This window comes from uncultured Streptococcus sp., from assembly GCF_963528215.1.
Lineage (GTDB): Bacteria > Bacillota > Bacilli > Lactobacillales > Streptococcaceae > Streptococcus.
In genome coordinates this window covers 37,464-52,172 of sequence record NZ_CAURVL010000012.1, presented here as the reverse complement: position 1 = coordinate 52,172, position 14,709 = coordinate 37,464, and the positions used below count along the sequence as shown (strand labels likewise).

Genomic DNA, 14,709 nt, shown 5'->3' with positions numbered 1-14,709 from the left:
GTCTGACCTCGACCGATGTGGTGGATACGGCCTACGGCTACCTCTACAAGCAGGCCAATGACATCATCCGTGAGGATCTGCGTCGCTTCACCGACATCATTGCAGAGCGGGCGCGGGAGCACAAGTTCACCATCATGATGGGACGGACCCACGGAGTGCATGCGGAGCCTACGACTTTCGGTCTCAAGCTCGCAACTTGGTACAGCGAAATGAAGCGCAACATTGAGCGTTTTGAGATTGCGGCTGCGGGTGTGGAAGCCGGAAAAATCTCTGGTGCGGTTGGGAACTTTGCCAACATTCCGCCATTCGTGGAAAGCTATGTCTGTGAGAAATTAGGAATCCGTCCACAAGAGATCTCGACTCAAGTCTTGCCACGTGACCTCCACGCTGAATACTTCTCTGCCTTAGCCTTGATTGCGACGTCTATTGAGCGCATGGCGACTGAAATCCGTGGTCTGCAAAAGTCTGAGCAGCGCGAGGTGGAAGAGTTCTTTGCCAAAGGTCAAAAGGGCAGCTCTGCCATGCCGCACAAGCGCAATCCAATTGGCTCTGAAAATATGACTGGTCTGGCGCGTGTCATTCGTGGGCACATGGTGACAGCCTTTGAGAATGTCTCTCTCTGGCATGAGCGCGACATTTCCCACTCATCAGCTGAGCGGATTATCGCACCGGACACGACCATTCTCATCGACTACATGCTCAACCGCTTTGGTAATATCGTCAAGAACCTGACCGTCTTCCCTGAAAATATGAAGCGCAACATGAACTCGACCTTTGGTCTTATCTTTAGCCAGCGGGCTATGTTGACCTTGATTGAAAAAGGCATGACACGGGAGCAGGCCTATGACCTGGTGCAGCCAAAGACTGCTCAGTCTTGGGACAATCAAGTAGACTTCAAGCCTCTGCTCGAAGCGGATCCAGAAGTCACTTCCCGCCTGACTCAGGAAGAGATTGATGAAATCTTCAACCCGGTTTACTACACCAAGCGCGTAGATGAAATCTTTGAGCGCATTGGATTGTGAGAGTAGATAATGAATGTAGATAATATATTAAACTGGTTGAGCAATGTGATAAAAACCATACCGGATGGTATAATTCAATCATTAATTTTAGGTATTTGTATATTAATTTTCAGGAAAATATTCGCTAAACTACCGAAGATAGGCCCAAGGTTTTCTGAATGGAGTAATAAACTATCAAACTTTTTTAATAAGAACTCACTAGAAATTTCAGAAAATACAATAATAATTCCAACGCCTAGATATAAACCAGGATTGGATTTTAAATTTATAAGAAAGAAACCTAAGCAAGATCAAACTAATAAAAATATGAGTGATGATGATTTTTGGGGAATTATTATTTTATCGTTAATTGGTATTGTTGGAATAGTTTCTATGTTTATAAAGTATAAAAATGAAATTTCACTAGTTTTAAAATGGTATGGTTTAGTTCCTCTAATTTCCTCAATAGTAATTTTATTCATTGTTGCGATTAGTGGCCGTATCCAAAAATCTACATTAGTTTATCTTTTTTATTCAATACCTATCTCTATGCTAACTATTTATTATGGAGTTAACCTATTAACAATCTCTGAAGGGATGTCAGCAGCTTTGACAAATAGCGAGTTTATTCAAAGTGCGTATAAAATAATTGGTTTATTAATTGCGATTGTCCAACAATTCCTGGCATATGCTATGATGTTTAGAAACTTGTTAATTCATTTTGCAAGAAAAATAAAAGTTCCTGAATTTATAAAAAGAGTTATACATAATACAGCATTTTTAGAGTCGCAAGTTGTCCTATTTATAATGATTATTTTATTTTCCTTGTTGTCATACTTGATGACATCGGGTATACTAATCTCGTGGCTTCAAAATTATTCAAAATAATATAGCATGCGGATTATAAATCTTTAAAAAACATCAATAAGTCCATTCACTATGCTACAAAAGCGCGTGGGGCTGGATTAAACAAAAAAACGAGCCTGGGCAAAAAGTCCAGGCTTTTGAATTTAAATTAGAAAAATAAATGATGCAGTGGTTGATTGGCATCTTCCTTCGCTTTTTAAGCTTCAAAGATGACTTAATCAACTGTCCGGGGGTGGGAAGACGAACTTTTTTAACTTGTTTGAAGTTCTTTCCCACTCCCATTTTCTTTATCTTAAATTTGACTGGCCAGTTGCCCGATTTTCTTGAGCATTTCTTGGCGTTGTTGGTCTGTTTTACGTTCTACTCCGTTGAGCTCGGTCAGTTTGACTGGAGAAATACCACAAAGTTTCAGGATTTGATTTTTAAGTACCTTGCCGTAGTCTTGGACAAAAGGCAGGGCAAAACCTGGTGTATTATGACTGACGATAATCCAGCCGGATTTCCCTTGCAGGTGGCCTTGGAGTCCGATTTTCTTATAAGAGTAGGCAAAGTCAGCCGCAAAGACGCGGTCGATAAAGCCTTTGAGAATGGCCGGCATACCGCTCCACCAGATAGGGAAAATGAAAATCAGATGGTCTGCCCAAGTAATCAAATCCCTGTATTTTGCCATTTCAGGGTCTTTGTGCAGGTCACGGCGTCTATGTTCTTGGTCAAAGCGCAAGATTGGATCAAAATTTTCAGCATACAAGTCCAAGGTTTTTACCTCATGCTTCTTAGAAAGATTGCTTTGAACTTCTTTGAGAATAGCAGCATTGAAGCCTGTTGGGCTGGGGTGGGTGTAAATAATCAAGGTTTTCATGATCGTTCTCCTTTGATATAAATGTCAAGCATGTGCTCGATCGTGCTTTGGATGGCTCGAGGATCAAGGTCTTGGCCGATAGGACTGTTGGTCAGAACGGCCAGACCTGTGATAAAGCTCCAAAAGTGAAAAAGGCTTTCCGCTTCGCTATTGTTAAACTTTTCCTCCTTGCGAAGCTTTAAAACGAGCTCCTTAAATTTATCAAATCCAGGCAGGTCAGACTCCAAGAGAATAGTGTCCTGCGTCACCTTCATATATTTAAAAGGGAATTTGATAAAGAGTGCTTCGAAAAAATGAGGGTAGGTCTTGGCAAAAATAATGAAATTAAGACCAAGCTGGGTCAGCTGATCACGCGCAGAACCTGTCGCATCAATATTTTCATTGATTTCCTGATTGAGAAACAGCGAAAGCTGGGTCAAAACCACCTTGAGGTAGCCTTCCTTGCTCTCAAAATGGCGGTAAGGGCTGCCGTGAGTTACACCGCAGGCCTTGGCAACAGTCCTTAGCGAGAGCTGTTCAATTCCATGTTTTCCGATTTCGTCAATCCCTGTTTGAATGAGCTGTTCTTTCAGCTGGGCAGTATTGCGTTTCATTCATTTTCTCCTAAAGTATACACTGTCTACTTATCTATTTTTAGTATACACTGTCTACTTTTTCTTGTCAACTAATTTGATGCTTTCTTCTAGTCTAAGATGTGGCAGAATTTGCTTTCGGTAAGATAAAATGTTAAAATAACATTAAAATGATAGCGCTTTCTTTTTAGGGCGAATTGCTCATTTTAGAGAAGCGCCGAGAAATGGAGGACACCTATGAAGAAAATTATCAACGACCCAACAGCGGTTGTGGACGAGATGCTGGACGGCTTGGCCTATATTCACAGCGATTTGGTTTATCGGGTGGAGGGCTTTGATATCATTGCCCGCAAGAGTGAGAAGACAGCCAAGGTTGGCCTGATTTCTGGCGGTGGCAGTGGTCATGAGCCTTCCCATGCTGGCTTTGTCGGTGAGGGCATGCTGTCGGCTGCTATCTGCGGAGCGGTCTTTACTTCGCCAACACCTGACCAAGTCTTGCAAGCTATCAAGGAAGCGGATGAGGGAGCCGGCGTCTTCATGGTAATCAAGAATTACTCCGGTGACATCATGAACTTTGAAATGGCTCAGGAAATGGCTGAGATGGAAGGGATTGAGGTGGCTAGTGTCGTCGTAGATGACGATATCGCAGTGGAAGACAGTCTCTATACTCAAGGTCGCCGTGGAGTGGCTGGCACCATTCTTGTCCATAAAATTCTAGGAGATGCGGCGCGTGCAGGCAAATCTCTGACTGAAATCAAGGCTCTAGCTGATGAGCTGGTCAAAAATATCCACACGGTCGGCTTGGCTCTGAGCGGAGCAACCGTTCCGGAAGTCGGCAAGCCTGGTTTTGTTTTGGCTGATGATGAGATAGAGTTCGGCATTGGCATCCATGGTGAGCCCGGCTATCGCAAGGAAAAGATGCAGCCGTCTAAGGACTTAGCCAAGGAATTGATCGAAAAACTCAGTCAGTCCTTTGAGCTCAAATCTGGTAAGAAAATTGGCATTCTCATCAATGGTATGGGTGCAACACCGCTTATGGAGCAGTATGTCTTTGCGGCCGATGTAGCAAATCTCTTGGCAGATGCTGGAGTTGAAGTTGTCTATAAAAAGCTGGGTAATTACATGACCTCCATTGACATGGCAGGGATTTCTCTGACCTTTATCGAGCTGGACCAGTCAGACTGGCTGACAGCTCTCAATAGTCCTGTCACGACAGCCGCTTGGTAAGGAGGTGCTTATGGACACAGCAAGAGCAAAAAAATGGATGCAGTTGTTCAATGAGAAAATTCAGGAGCAAAAGGCCTATCTATCTGACCTTGATACTCCCATCGGCGACGGAGATCACGGTGGCAATATGGCCAGGGGAATGGCAGCAGCAGTAGAGAGTCTAACTGCTAAGGACTTTGCCAATGCGGCTGAGGTTTTTCAAGCTGTTTCCATGCAGCTGATCAGCAAGGTCGGTGGTGCTTCCGGCCCTCTCTATGGCTCGGCCTTCATGGGCATGGCCAAGGCCGAAAAAGACGGCAAAGACTTGTCAGAAGTCATCCAAGCTGGGCTGGACATGATTCAGAAGCGGGGCAAGGCTGTGCCGGGTGAGAAGACCATGGTGGATGTCTGGTCGGGGATTCCTGTTTCTCTGCAGTCCGGATGCTTGACGCATGAAAAAATTGGCTCCCTAGTGGAAGCGACCAAAGATCTGAAAGCGACCAAGGGGCGGGCTTCCTATGTCGGTGAGCGGTCTATCGGTCATATTGATCCCGGTTCGGCTTCATCTGGTCTCCTCTTTGAGGCTCTGTTAGAAACGGAGGCAGGCTGATGGCAGATACTGGCATTCTTATCGTTTCCCATTCCAAAAACCTAGCCCAAGGCTTGTTTGACCTCATTTCGCAGGTGGCGGCAGATGTGGCCATCAGCTATGTGGGCGGGTTGGACGACGGTAGCATTGGGACCAGCTTTGAAGGGATTCAGGCAGCTTTAGATGCCAATGACAAGGACACTATTTTGGCCTTTTTCGATTTGGGCTCAGCTCGCATGAATCTAGAAATGGTCGCAGACTTTTCTGACAAGGAAATCATTATCAATAATGTTCCTTTGGTAGAGGGAGCCTATACGGCTGCTGCCCTTCTTCAGGCTGGGGCAGATTTGCCTAATGTTTTGCTTCAGGTCCGTGAATTAGAAATAAAGAAATAGCAGGTTTTCTAAAGACTTGATAAACGAATTCATTTGCAAAATAAGGAACATTTTATATCGAAAAGTTGGGATTGAATCCCAGCTTTTTTGCTTTATCATTGTACTAATTTTCAGGAGAACAGCCTGTGTTTCTTATTTTTTCTTCTTTAGAATAATTAAAAAATAGAACAAAACAATAAACTGTGCTTACTTTTTGACACAATTCACTTTTTAATGAACAAAAGTTCTTAGAATGGATTGCAAATTGGTATAGATAGACTTATAATAGATATAAGTACACAAGATGAAAGAAAAAACGACAGCCGATTAGAAGCCATCGTTTTTAATCTTAGTGGTCCCGATTGCAGGAAATGAACTTAATCTTGAAGAAGTCACCGCGTTTGTAAGTTTCGCTGTACTCTAAGATCTGTCCAGTACTTTCCAGCTGGGTAATCTTCACCTGATGAACGGTCGGGAAGTTGGTATCAACTTCCAGTACTTTCGCAACATCTTTTGGTGTTGGAAAGACAATTTCATTGGTCTCTTCAAAATGTTCATCATTCATGTGAATGTGGTAGTCAGTTTTGAAGCGGTTGTAAATGGAGCTGTAGTAGTCCATATCTGGATAGTTAGGATTGATGTATTGCTCAGGGATATAGGTTTGGTGATAGATATAGACTTTATCGCCAGTCCGTCTGATCCGGTCAATCTTATAGTAGAACTGCGTTGGTGCCAGTTCTAGCTTATCCAAGATTTTCAGGTCATTCCCACGTTTGATGGAGAGAACAGTCACCTTATCTTTTTGGATAGGGAATGTCTCAACGTCAGAAAATTCCACCAGCTTGTGCTTTCTTGCACGTGAAACGAAGGTTCCCTTGCCTTGCTGGCGGATGATGTAACCATCGTTGGCCAGTTCATTCAAAGCGCGGACAACAGTAATGGAGCTGACATTAAACATCTGAATCAGCTCAGCCTCTGTGTAAAACTTATCGCCATTTTCAAATTTGCCAGAAATGATTTGCTGCTTGAGCTCATCTTTGATTTGTTGGTATTTTGGAATAGCCATTTTGTTCACCTCTCTTTTTTTACTTTTCTTACTTAAGATTTTAACATATTTTTAAAAAAAATGTTGACATTTATGCAAAAATTTATTATATTAATATTAATAAGAGATGAAAGCGGTTTTACACCGAAGGGAACATCAGATGGCAAGATTCAAAATTGGTCATTCTTTCTGTTTGGATGATCGGGAGTTTAAGATTTTATCGGGAGCCATTCACTATTTTCGGGTACAGCCTGAGGATTGGTATCATTCCCTTTATAATCTCAAAGCTCTGGGCTTTAATACAGTGGAGACCTATCTTCCCTGGAATATGCACGAACCTCAAAAAGGTGTCTTTAACTTCCAAGGGATTTTAGATATTGAGGCATTTTTACAGACGGCTCAGGATTTGGGACTTTATGCCATTATCCGCCCTTCGCCTTTTATCTGCGCGGAGTGGGAGTTCGGTGGTCTGCCGGCCTGGCTGCTCAATGAAAATATGCGCATCCGCTCATCAGATGAGGCCTTTCTGCAGGCTGTAGCCAGCTATTATGACGAGCTGCTGCCGCGACTGACTCCAAGGCTTCTGGACAATGGGGGAAACATCCTCATGATGCAGGTGGAAAATGAGTACGGTTCCTATGGGGAAGACAAGGCCTACCTGAGAGCAATCAGACAGCTCATGGAAGAACGAGGTGTAACCTGTCCACTCTTTACTTCAGACGGACCTTGGCGGGCTACGCTTCAAGCAGGTACACTGATTGATGATGATGTCTTTGTAACAGGAAATTTCGGCTCTAAGGCAGATTACAATTTTGCCCAGATGCAGGAATTCTTTGACGAGCATGGCAAAAAGTGGCCGCTCATGTGTATGGAGTTCTGGGATGGCTGGTTCAATCGTTGGAAAGAGCCTGTCATCAAGCGAGATCCAGACGAGTTGGCTCAAGCTGTCCATGAAGTGCTCCAGCAGGGCTCAATCAATCTCTATATGTTTCATGGCGGTACCAACTTTGGCTTTATGAACGGCTGTTCGGCCAGAGGGGTCATTGACCTGCCACAGGTAACTTCCTATGACTATGATGCTCTACTCGATGAGCGTGGCAATCCGACGGACAAGTACTATGCAGTCCAGAGGATGCTGAAAGAGCATTATCCAGAGTATCCACAGATGGAGCCGCTGGTGAAAGAGTCTTTTGAACTCAGGAATATCCCGCTCAGTCAGAAAGTTAGTCTCTTTGAGACACTGCCTGACTTGGCTCAGCCTATCGAAAGTCTCTATCCGATGAAGATGGAGGAGCTGGGGCAAAATGTCGGCTACCTGCTCTATCGGACTTGGGCTAGTTGGGATGCTGATCAGGAAAGGCTCCGTGTCATTGACGGCCGCGACCGTATGCAGCTCTATGTGGACGGTCAGCACATAGCAACCCAGTACCAGACAGAAATCGGTCAGGATATCATGGTGGACGGCCAGAAAAAGGCAGAGCACCAGATTGATATTTTGATGGAAAATATGGGCCGGGTCAATTATGGCCACAAGCTCTTGGCAGATACCCAGCAAAAAGGCATCCGTACCGGTGTCTGCAAGGACTTGCACTTCCTGCTTGACTGGCAGCATTATCCATTGCCGTTGGATCATCCAGAAAAGATTGATTTTTCAAAAGGGTGGCAGGAAAAGCAACCAGCTTTCTACGCTTTTGACTTTAAAATGAAAGCGCTTAAAGATACTTATCTGGATCTGTCCGACTTTGGCAAGGGGGCCGTCTTTGTCAACGGTGTCAGCATTGGCCGTTTCTGGAATGTCGGACCGACCCTATCGCTCTATATCCCGCATAGCTTGCTCAGAGAAGGCGACAATCGCATCATTATCTTTGAGACAGAAGGGATCTACAGCGAAACCATTCACTTAGTTAACAAACCTACATTTAAAACAATAAAGGGGGAAAATCTATGACAATAGTAGGTGCACGTATCGATGGACGTTTGATCCATGGACAGGTAGCCAATCTTTGGACTACCAAGCTTAACATTTCACGCATTATGGTGATTGACGATGAGGTAGCTGAAAATGCTATCGAAAAGAGCGGGCTCAAGCTCGCAACGCCAGCTGGTGTGAAACTTAGTGTCTTGCCAATCGCTAAGGCAGCAGAAAATATCTTGGCCGGCAAGTATGATTCACAGCGACTCTTGATTGTCGCTCGCAAGCCAGACCGCTTCCTGCGGTTGGTCGAAGCTGGTGTTCCTCTGGAAACGCTGAACGTTGGCAATATGTCTCAGTCAGACGAAACTCGCTCCATTACCCGCTCTATCAACGTGGTAGATGCAGATGTTGAAGCCTTTCACAAGCTGCACGAAAAAGGAGTCAAACTGACAGCGCAAATGGTTCCCAACGATCCGGTTGAGGACTTCATGAAGTTATTAAAATAAGACAAAATTTTAGGAGGACATTGTTATGATACAATGGTGGCAAATTTTACTACTCACTTTGTACTCAGCTTATCAAATCTGTGATGAGTTGACCATCGTTTCGTCAGCAGGATCCCCTGTATTTGCTGGTTTCATTACTGGCTTGATTATGGGTGATTTGACGACTGGTTTGTTTATCGGTGGTAGCCTGCAATTATTCGTTCTTGGTGTAGGGACATTTGGTGGGGCTTCTCGTATTGATGCAACATCAGGTGCCGTTTTGGCGACAGCCTTCTCTGTAGCACAAGGCATTAAGCCAGAGTTGGCTATTGCGACAATCGCAGTACCAGTAGCAACTTTGTTGACATACTTCGATATCTTAGGTCGCATGACAACGACTTACTTTGCTCACCGTGTGGATGCAGCAGTTGAACGCTTCGACTATAAAGGTATTGAACGCAACTATCTCTTAGGTGCCCTTCCTTGGGCTCTGTCTCGTGCCCTGCCAGTCTTTCTGGCTCTGGCTTATGGTGGAACATTTGTTCAAGCGATAGTAGATGGTGTTGCTGGTGTGAAATGGCTGGCTGCAGGCTTGACACTGGCTGGTCGTATGCTTCCAGGGCTCGGGTTCGCTATCTTGCTTCGTTACCTTCCAGTTAAACGTAATCTTCACTACTTAGCTCTTGGTTTTGGCTTGACGGCTATGCTGACTGTGCTTTACTCAAACATTCAAACTTTGGGTGGTGCTGTATCTAGCATTGTTGGAACTCTTCCAAAAGATGCTGCGATCACATTTGCCAACAACTTCAAAGGTTTGTCTATGATTGGTGTAGCTATCTTTGGTGTCTTCCTTGCAGTACAGCATTTCAAATACAGCCAAAGAACAGTAGCTGCTACTCCAGCTGCTAGCACAAACTCAGAAAGTGAGGAAATCGAAGATGACGAACTCTAATTACAAATTAACAAAAGAAGATTTTAAACAAATCAATAAACGCAGCTTGTTCACTTTCCAATTAGGCTGGAACTACGAGCGGATGCAAGGTTCTGGCTATCTCTACATGCTCTTGCCTCAGCTGCGCAAAATGTACGGAGACGGCACACCAGAATTGAAAGAAATGATGAAATTGCATACGCAATTCTTCAATACATCACCTTTCTTCCACACCATTATTGCAGGTTTTGACCTAGCTATGGAAGAAAAAGACGGTGTTAAATCAAAAGATGCGGTCAATGGTATCAAGACAGGTCTTATGGGGCCGTTTGCTCCTCTTGGAGACTCTATCTTTGGCTCTCTTGTGCCAGCCATCATGGGATCTATCGCTGCTACCATGGCTATCGCAGGCCAGCCTTGGGGAATTTTCCTTTGGATTGCTGTAGCAGTTGCTTATGACATTTTCCGTTGGAAACAGTTAGAATTCGCCTACAAAGAAGGGGTTAATCTCATCACCAACATGCAAAGTACTTTGACAGCTCTTGTTGAAGCGGCTTCTGTATTGGGTATCTTTATGGTGGGTGGTTTGATTGCTACTATGATTAACTTTGAAGTATCTTGGGTATGGAACATCGGTAAAAAGGCTATTGATTTCCAAGACATGATGAATCTGATTTTCCCACGTTTGATTCCAGCAGTCTTTACAGGCTTTATCTTCTGGCTCTTGGGCAAGAAAGGAATGAACTCTACTAAGGCTATCTTCATTATCATTATCATGGCAGTAAGCTTCTCTGCTATTGGCTATTTCCTGCTGGGACAAGTACCAGAATAATGGAGCGATTTATGAGTAAGAAATTAGTTTTAGTCAGCCATGGTCGCTTTTGTGAAGAGCTGAAAACCACTACGGAAATGATTATGGGGCCTCAGGAAGACATCCATGCAGTAGCCCTGCTTCCGGAGGAAGGTCCAGAAGACTTCGTAGCTAAATTCTTAGAGACGGTCAAAGATTTTGAGGATTACTTGGTCTTTGCGGATCTCTTGGGGGGCACTCCTTGTAATGTAGTCAGCCGTTTCATTATGGAAGGACAGGATATCGAGCTTTATGCGGGGGTCAATCTGCCCATGGTCATTGAGTTTATTAACGCTTCTTTGACAGGAGCAGAAGTCAGCTATCCATCCAAGGCAGCAGAGAATATTGTTAAGGTCAATGATGTTCTAGCTGGCCTAATGGATGATGAAGATGAATAAAAGCTTGAACAATCACTTCTAGTTAGGTCAAGTCCTTGCGCTGTCAGCAGATGGGAGACTGATGATAGCTGAGGATTGACCACAGTGGTTGATTCAAGCATACTGGTCTAAGAGGAATTTGGGAGATGCCTCTTGGCCTAGGGAAATGGATGGTTCAGCATTGCAAAATGCAGTCGCTGTCTGGTTTGAAAAAGCTTGTTAAAAGCATATTTCAAGCCTAGCCATCGTCGCGGGGGTGGGACAGCGAGCCGAAAATCTTGGATTTTCTGGATTTCTGTCTCGCTCCCCCTTTTTTCAAAATAATGGAAAGGAATGAGAAAGAGAATGTTAGATTATTCACAGGAAGAATTGCAGCGTCTGGGGGCTGACATCACAACGAGAGAAATCTATCAGCAGCCTGAGGTTTGGCAGGAAGCCTTTGACAGTTACAAGGCTCAAGCCACAGCTATCGCTGCTTTTCTGAAAAAAATCGAGAACAAACATGACTACATCAAGGTCATTTTTTCCGGAGCTGGCTCATCAGCCTATGTCGGAGATACTTTGACTCCTTATTTTAGGCAGATTTATGATGAGCGCAAATGGAATTTCAACGCCATTGCAACGACAGATATCGTGGCCAACCCCTTGGTGCATCTGAAGAGAGAAGTACCGACGGTACTGGTTTCCTTTGCCCGCAGCGGAAATTCCCCAGAAAGTGTAGCGACCGTGGACTTGGCCAAGCAGTTGGTAGATGACTTGTACCAGATTACCATTACTTGTGCTGTCCAAGGCAAGCTAGCCCAGCAGGCCCAAGGTGATGAAAAGAATCTTTTGCTCCTGCAGCCGGAAGCTTCTAATGATGCTGGCTTTGCCATGACCTCTAGCTTCAGCTCTATGATGCTGACAGCCCTTTTGGTCTTTGACCGGGCTGAACTAGACCAGAAGGAAGCTAAGGTTGCGGCTCTGATTCAGCTCAGTCAAGATGTTTTAGGACGCGTTGCAGATGTGCAGCAGCTGGTTGATTTGGATTTCAGTCGGGTCATTTATCTGGGGGCAGGGTCTTTCTTTGGTTTGGCGCATGAAGCCCAGCTTAAGATTTTAGAGCTTACAGCCGGCCAAATTGCGACTATGTACGAAAGCCCAGTCGGTTTCCGGCATGGACCTAAGTCGTTGATTAACCAAGACACAGTTGTTTTGGTCTTTGGTTCGGCATATGGCTATACCAAGGCTTATGATTTGGACTTGGTGCGTGAAGTAGCTAGTGACGGAATTGTCTGCAGACTGGTACTGCTGACTGACCAGGAGGAGGAGTTGGAAGGAGTCGAGCAAGTAGTGCTAAGTACCCAAGAGCCTCTGGGAGATAGCTATCGCATCTTCCCTTGCATCGTTTACGCTCAGCTCTTTGCCCTCTTGACCTCGCTCAAGGTTAAGAACCGTCCAGATACACCGTCTCCGACAGGAACGGTCAATCGTGTAGTACAGGGAGTTATCATTCACCCTCTTGGGCAGTAAGAAAAGGAAAATCTATGGAGAAATTACAAATCAGCCACAAAAAAGTGAGCCATTTGAAAAAACTATCAGACGAGCAGGGAATTATCGGGGCTTTGGCTATTGATCAGCGTGGATCGCTCAAGAAAATGCTGGCCAGAGGAGAAGATGTGTCTTCTGGTAATCAAGCCCTGGTTCAGTTTAAAGAATTAATCTCTAGTCAACTGACGCCCTATGCCAGCTCCATCCTATTGGATCCGGAGTTCGGTCTGCCTGCAGCCAAGCTGCGGGATGCGTCCTGCGGGCTGATAGTGGCCTACGAGAAGACTGGCTATGATGCGACAGCCGAGGGCCGCCTGCCGGACTTGCTGCCAAACTGGTCAGCTAGTCGTATCCGAGATATGGGCGCAGATGCCGTCAAGGTCTTGATTTACTATGATGTAGATGATAAGCCGGAAATCAACGACATCAAGCAGGCCTGGGTTGAGCGCGTGGGCAGTGAATGCTTAGCTGAGGATATTCCCTATTTTCTGGAGATTCTGACCTATGATGCGAAGAGTGACAGTGTCTTGGACGCTAACTATGCCAAGCTTAAGCCGCATAAGGTCAACGAGGCAGTCAAGCTCTTTTCAGATCCCCGTTACCATGTAGATGTCTTAAAGGTTGAAGTGCCGGTCAATATGAACTTTGTCGAGGGCTTCACCAAAGAAGGGGTTGAGCCAGTCTACAGCGTGACAGAAGCCCAAGCTTTCTTTAAAGAACAGTCAGATGCGACGCACTTACCTTTCATCTTCCTCAGCGCTGGTGTCAGTGCCGAACTTTTCCAAGAAACGCTGCGGCTAGCCCATGAAGCGGGCTCACAGTTTAATGGTGTTCTGTGCGGACGGGCTACCTGGAAAGATGCAGTCTCAGTCTTCGCTCAAGAGGGAGCTGTAGCAACTCGAGCGTGGCTGGACGAGACAGGCCGTCAGAATATCGAGGATCTTAATCAAGTCTTGCGCCAAACAGCGGTGTCTTGGGTGGACAAGCTTGACCTGCCTTTTGAAGACAGGACTTGGCAAGTTCGTGATTTTTAACAGGATAGATAAAAGAGGTTTGGTATGAAATCTTACCGAGAATCCATTTTTGGAAAGCTGGGCGGTCAGGAGATTCTGGCTTATACTTTTGAAAACGAACGAGGTTATCGTCTGACAGTCATGAACTACGGAGCAACCGTCGTCCAGTATGTCACTCCTGACAAAAATAATCACTTTGACAATATCGTCGTTGGCTTTGATCAGTTTGAGGATTATATTGGAAACAGCCCTAAGCATGGAGCCAGTATTGGTCCGGTGGCTGGACGTATTGCCGGAGCAGCTTTTGAGCTGAATGGTCAGACCTTTCAGCTAGAGACCAATAATGGCTTAAACTGCAACCATAGTGGCTCCAGCGGCTGGGACAGTAGCGTTTTTGAGGTTGAGGAAGTCAGCAATGACGGGCTCACCTTTTATGCAGAGCGGCCTGACGGAACTGGCGGCTTTCCTGGCAATCTGAAAATCTGGGTTTCCTATACCCTGACAGAGAAGGGCGAGCTGGAAATCTCTTATCAGGTACAGACTGATCAGGCTACCTTGGTCAATCCGACCAACCACAGCTATTTCAACCTGTCTGGTCGTTTCAATCAGCCCATTGATGATCATATCCTGCAGCTTAATACTGATGGTGTCTATCCTATCGCAGCTGACGGTCTTCCTGAAAAAAAGGCTGATGCAGAGCGTGACTTTGTCAAGAAGCTGACCAAGGGCGCTGCCCTTAAAGAAATTTTCGATGCGACCGATGAGCAAATCCAGCTGGTATCTGGCTTGGATCATCCCTTTGCGCTAAACCCAAGCCGAGACCAGGCAGGCACGCTCTATCATCCAGCATCGGGCCGCCGCCTGACCATTCAAACTCAGGCGCCCTGCCTAGTGATTTATTCAGCGAATTGCGTGGATGATTCTGTTCGGTTTGACGGACAGCCTATGATTCAGCATAATGGCTTGGCTCTGGAAGCCCAGGCTTTGCCGGATGCCATTCACAGCAGCCAGCAGTCAGATGTCATTCTCAAGGCCGGTCAGATTTTTACCAGCAGGACAGTGTATTTTGCTGATGTACCAGCAACTTTATAAAGA

16 protein-coding genes are annotated in these 14,709 nt (G+C 45.3%); 13 read left to right on the top strand and 3 right to left on the bottom strand.

Annotated elements, in window-relative coordinates:
- Together purB and RWS24_RS06545 are read left to right on the top strand one after the other, a co-directional pair.
- On the top strand, positions 1-1,022 hold a 1,022-nt coding region (gene purB / locus RWS24_RS06550; RefSeq protein ID WP_314366204.1), incomplete at its 5' end, for an adenylosuccinate lyase.
- A 9-nt stretch (positions 1,023-1,031) separates the two neighbouring features.
- Positions 1,032-1,889: a hypothetical protein gene (locus tag RWS24_RS06545; protein WP_314366203.1), complete on the top strand. Its 858-nt coding sequence runs from the start codon at positions 1,032-1,034 to the stop codon at positions 1,887-1,889.
- Positions 1,890-2,160: 271 nt separating this feature from the next.
- Here RWS24_RS06545 and RWS24_RS06540 read toward each other — a convergent pair whose 3' ends face one another.
- Together RWS24_RS06540 and RWS24_RS06535 are read right to left on the bottom strand one after the other, a co-directional pair.
- Positions 2,161-2,727, bottom strand: coding sequence for an NAD(P)H-dependent oxidoreductase (locus RWS24_RS06540; RefSeq protein ID WP_125348032.1), 567 nt, complete (start codon positions 2,725-2,727; stop codon positions 2,161-2,163).
- Positions 2,724-3,320 carry a TetR/AcrR family transcriptional regulator gene (locus RWS24_RS06535; protein WP_314366202.1) on the bottom strand — a complete coding sequence of 199 codons (597 nt, stop codon included), beginning with the start codon at positions 3,318-3,320 and terminating at the stop codon, positions 2,724-2,726. Before RWS24_RS06535 ends, RWS24_RS06540 begins: the two co-directional genes overlap by 4 nt.
- Before the next feature lie 216 nt (positions 3,321-3,536).
- Between RWS24_RS06535 and dhaK the strand changes: the two genes are divergently transcribed.
- The 3 genes from dhaK to dhaM are packed head-to-tail and all read left to right on the top strand — an operon-like array spanning position 3,537 to position 5,489.
- Positions 3,537-4,526, top strand: coding sequence for a dihydroxyacetone kinase subunit DhaK (gene dhaK, locus RWS24_RS06530; RefSeq protein WP_125406409.1), 990 nt, complete (start codon positions 3,537-3,539; stop codon positions 4,524-4,526).
- 10 nt (positions 4,527-4,536) lie between these two features.
- Positions 4,537-5,115 carry a dihydroxyacetone kinase subunit DhaL gene (gene dhaL, locus RWS24_RS06525; protein WP_314366201.1) on the top strand — a complete coding sequence of 193 codons (579 nt, stop codon included), beginning with the start codon at positions 4,537-4,539 and terminating at the stop codon, positions 5,113-5,115.
- Positions 5,115-5,489, top strand: coding sequence for a dihydroxyacetone kinase phosphoryl donor subunit DhaM (gene dhaM, locus RWS24_RS06520; RefSeq protein WP_002898815.1), 375 nt, complete (start codon positions 5,115-5,117; stop codon positions 5,487-5,489). Before dhaL ends, dhaM begins: the two co-directional genes overlap by 1 nt.
- 328 nt (positions 5,490-5,817) lie before the next feature.
- Here the strand turns inward: dhaM and RWS24_RS06515 are convergent, their stop codons facing one another.
- A complete protein-coding gene (locus RWS24_RS06515; protein WP_002907683.1) occupies positions 5,818-6,534 on the bottom strand; it encodes a GntR family transcriptional regulator in 717 nt (238 codons plus the stop codon).
- A 106-nt stretch (positions 6,535-6,640) separates the two neighbouring features.
- Between RWS24_RS06515 and RWS24_RS06510 the strand changes: the two genes are divergently transcribed.
- From RWS24_RS06510 to RWS24_RS06475, 8 genes are all read left to right on the top strand, one after another.
- Positions 6,641-8,461 (top strand): beta-galactosidase, encoded by a 1,821-nt coding sequence (locus RWS24_RS06510; RefSeq protein ID WP_314366200.1) that lies wholly within the window; start codon positions 6,641-6,643, stop codon positions 8,459-8,461.
- On the top strand, positions 8,458-8,934 hold the full coding sequence (locus RWS24_RS06505) for a PTS system mannose/fructose/N-acetylgalactosamine-transporter subunit IIB (RefSeq protein ID WP_002898809.1): 477 nt from the start codon (positions 8,458-8,460) through the stop codon (positions 8,932-8,934). Before RWS24_RS06510 ends, RWS24_RS06505 begins: the two co-directional genes overlap by 4 nt.
- A 25-nt stretch (positions 8,935-8,959) precedes the next feature.
- Entirely contained in the window at positions 8,960-9,865 is a 906-nt protein-coding gene (locus RWS24_RS06500; RefSeq protein ID WP_227965174.1) for a PTS mannose/fructose/sorbose/N-acetylgalactosamine transporter subunit IIC, read from the top strand.
- A complete protein-coding gene (locus RWS24_RS06495) occupies positions 9,852-10,676 on the top strand; it encodes a PTS system mannose/fructose/sorbose family transporter subunit IID (protein ID WP_002907685.1) in 825 nt (274 codons plus the stop codon). The genes RWS24_RS06500 and RWS24_RS06495 overlap by 14 nt, the downstream gene beginning before the upstream one ends.
- An 11-nt stretch (positions 10,677-10,687) precedes the next feature.
- On the top strand, positions 10,688-11,092 hold the full coding sequence (locus RWS24_RS06490) for a PTS sugar transporter subunit IIA (RefSeq protein WP_004184462.1): 405 nt from the start codon (positions 10,688-10,690) through the stop codon (positions 11,090-11,092).
- Positions 11,093-11,404: 312 nt separating this feature from the next.
- Positions 11,405-12,583: an SIS domain-containing protein gene (locus RWS24_RS06485; RefSeq protein WP_268697398.1), complete on the top strand. Its 1,179-nt coding sequence runs from the start codon at positions 11,405-11,407 to the stop codon at positions 12,581-12,583.
- 14 nt (positions 12,584-12,597) lie between these two features.
- The gene (lacD, locus tag RWS24_RS06480; protein ID WP_314366196.1) at positions 12,598-13,635 is read left to right on the top strand and encodes a tagatose-bisphosphate aldolase; all 1,038 of its coding nucleotides are present in this window, start codon (positions 12,598-12,600) and stop codon (positions 13,633-13,635) included.
- Between the two features lie 24 nt (positions 13,636-13,659).
- A complete protein-coding gene (locus tag RWS24_RS06475) occupies positions 13,660-14,706 on the top strand; it encodes an aldose epimerase family protein (RefSeq protein WP_314366194.1) in 1,047 nt (348 codons plus the stop codon).
- The last annotated feature ends 3 nt before the right edge of the window (positions 14,707-14,709 follow it).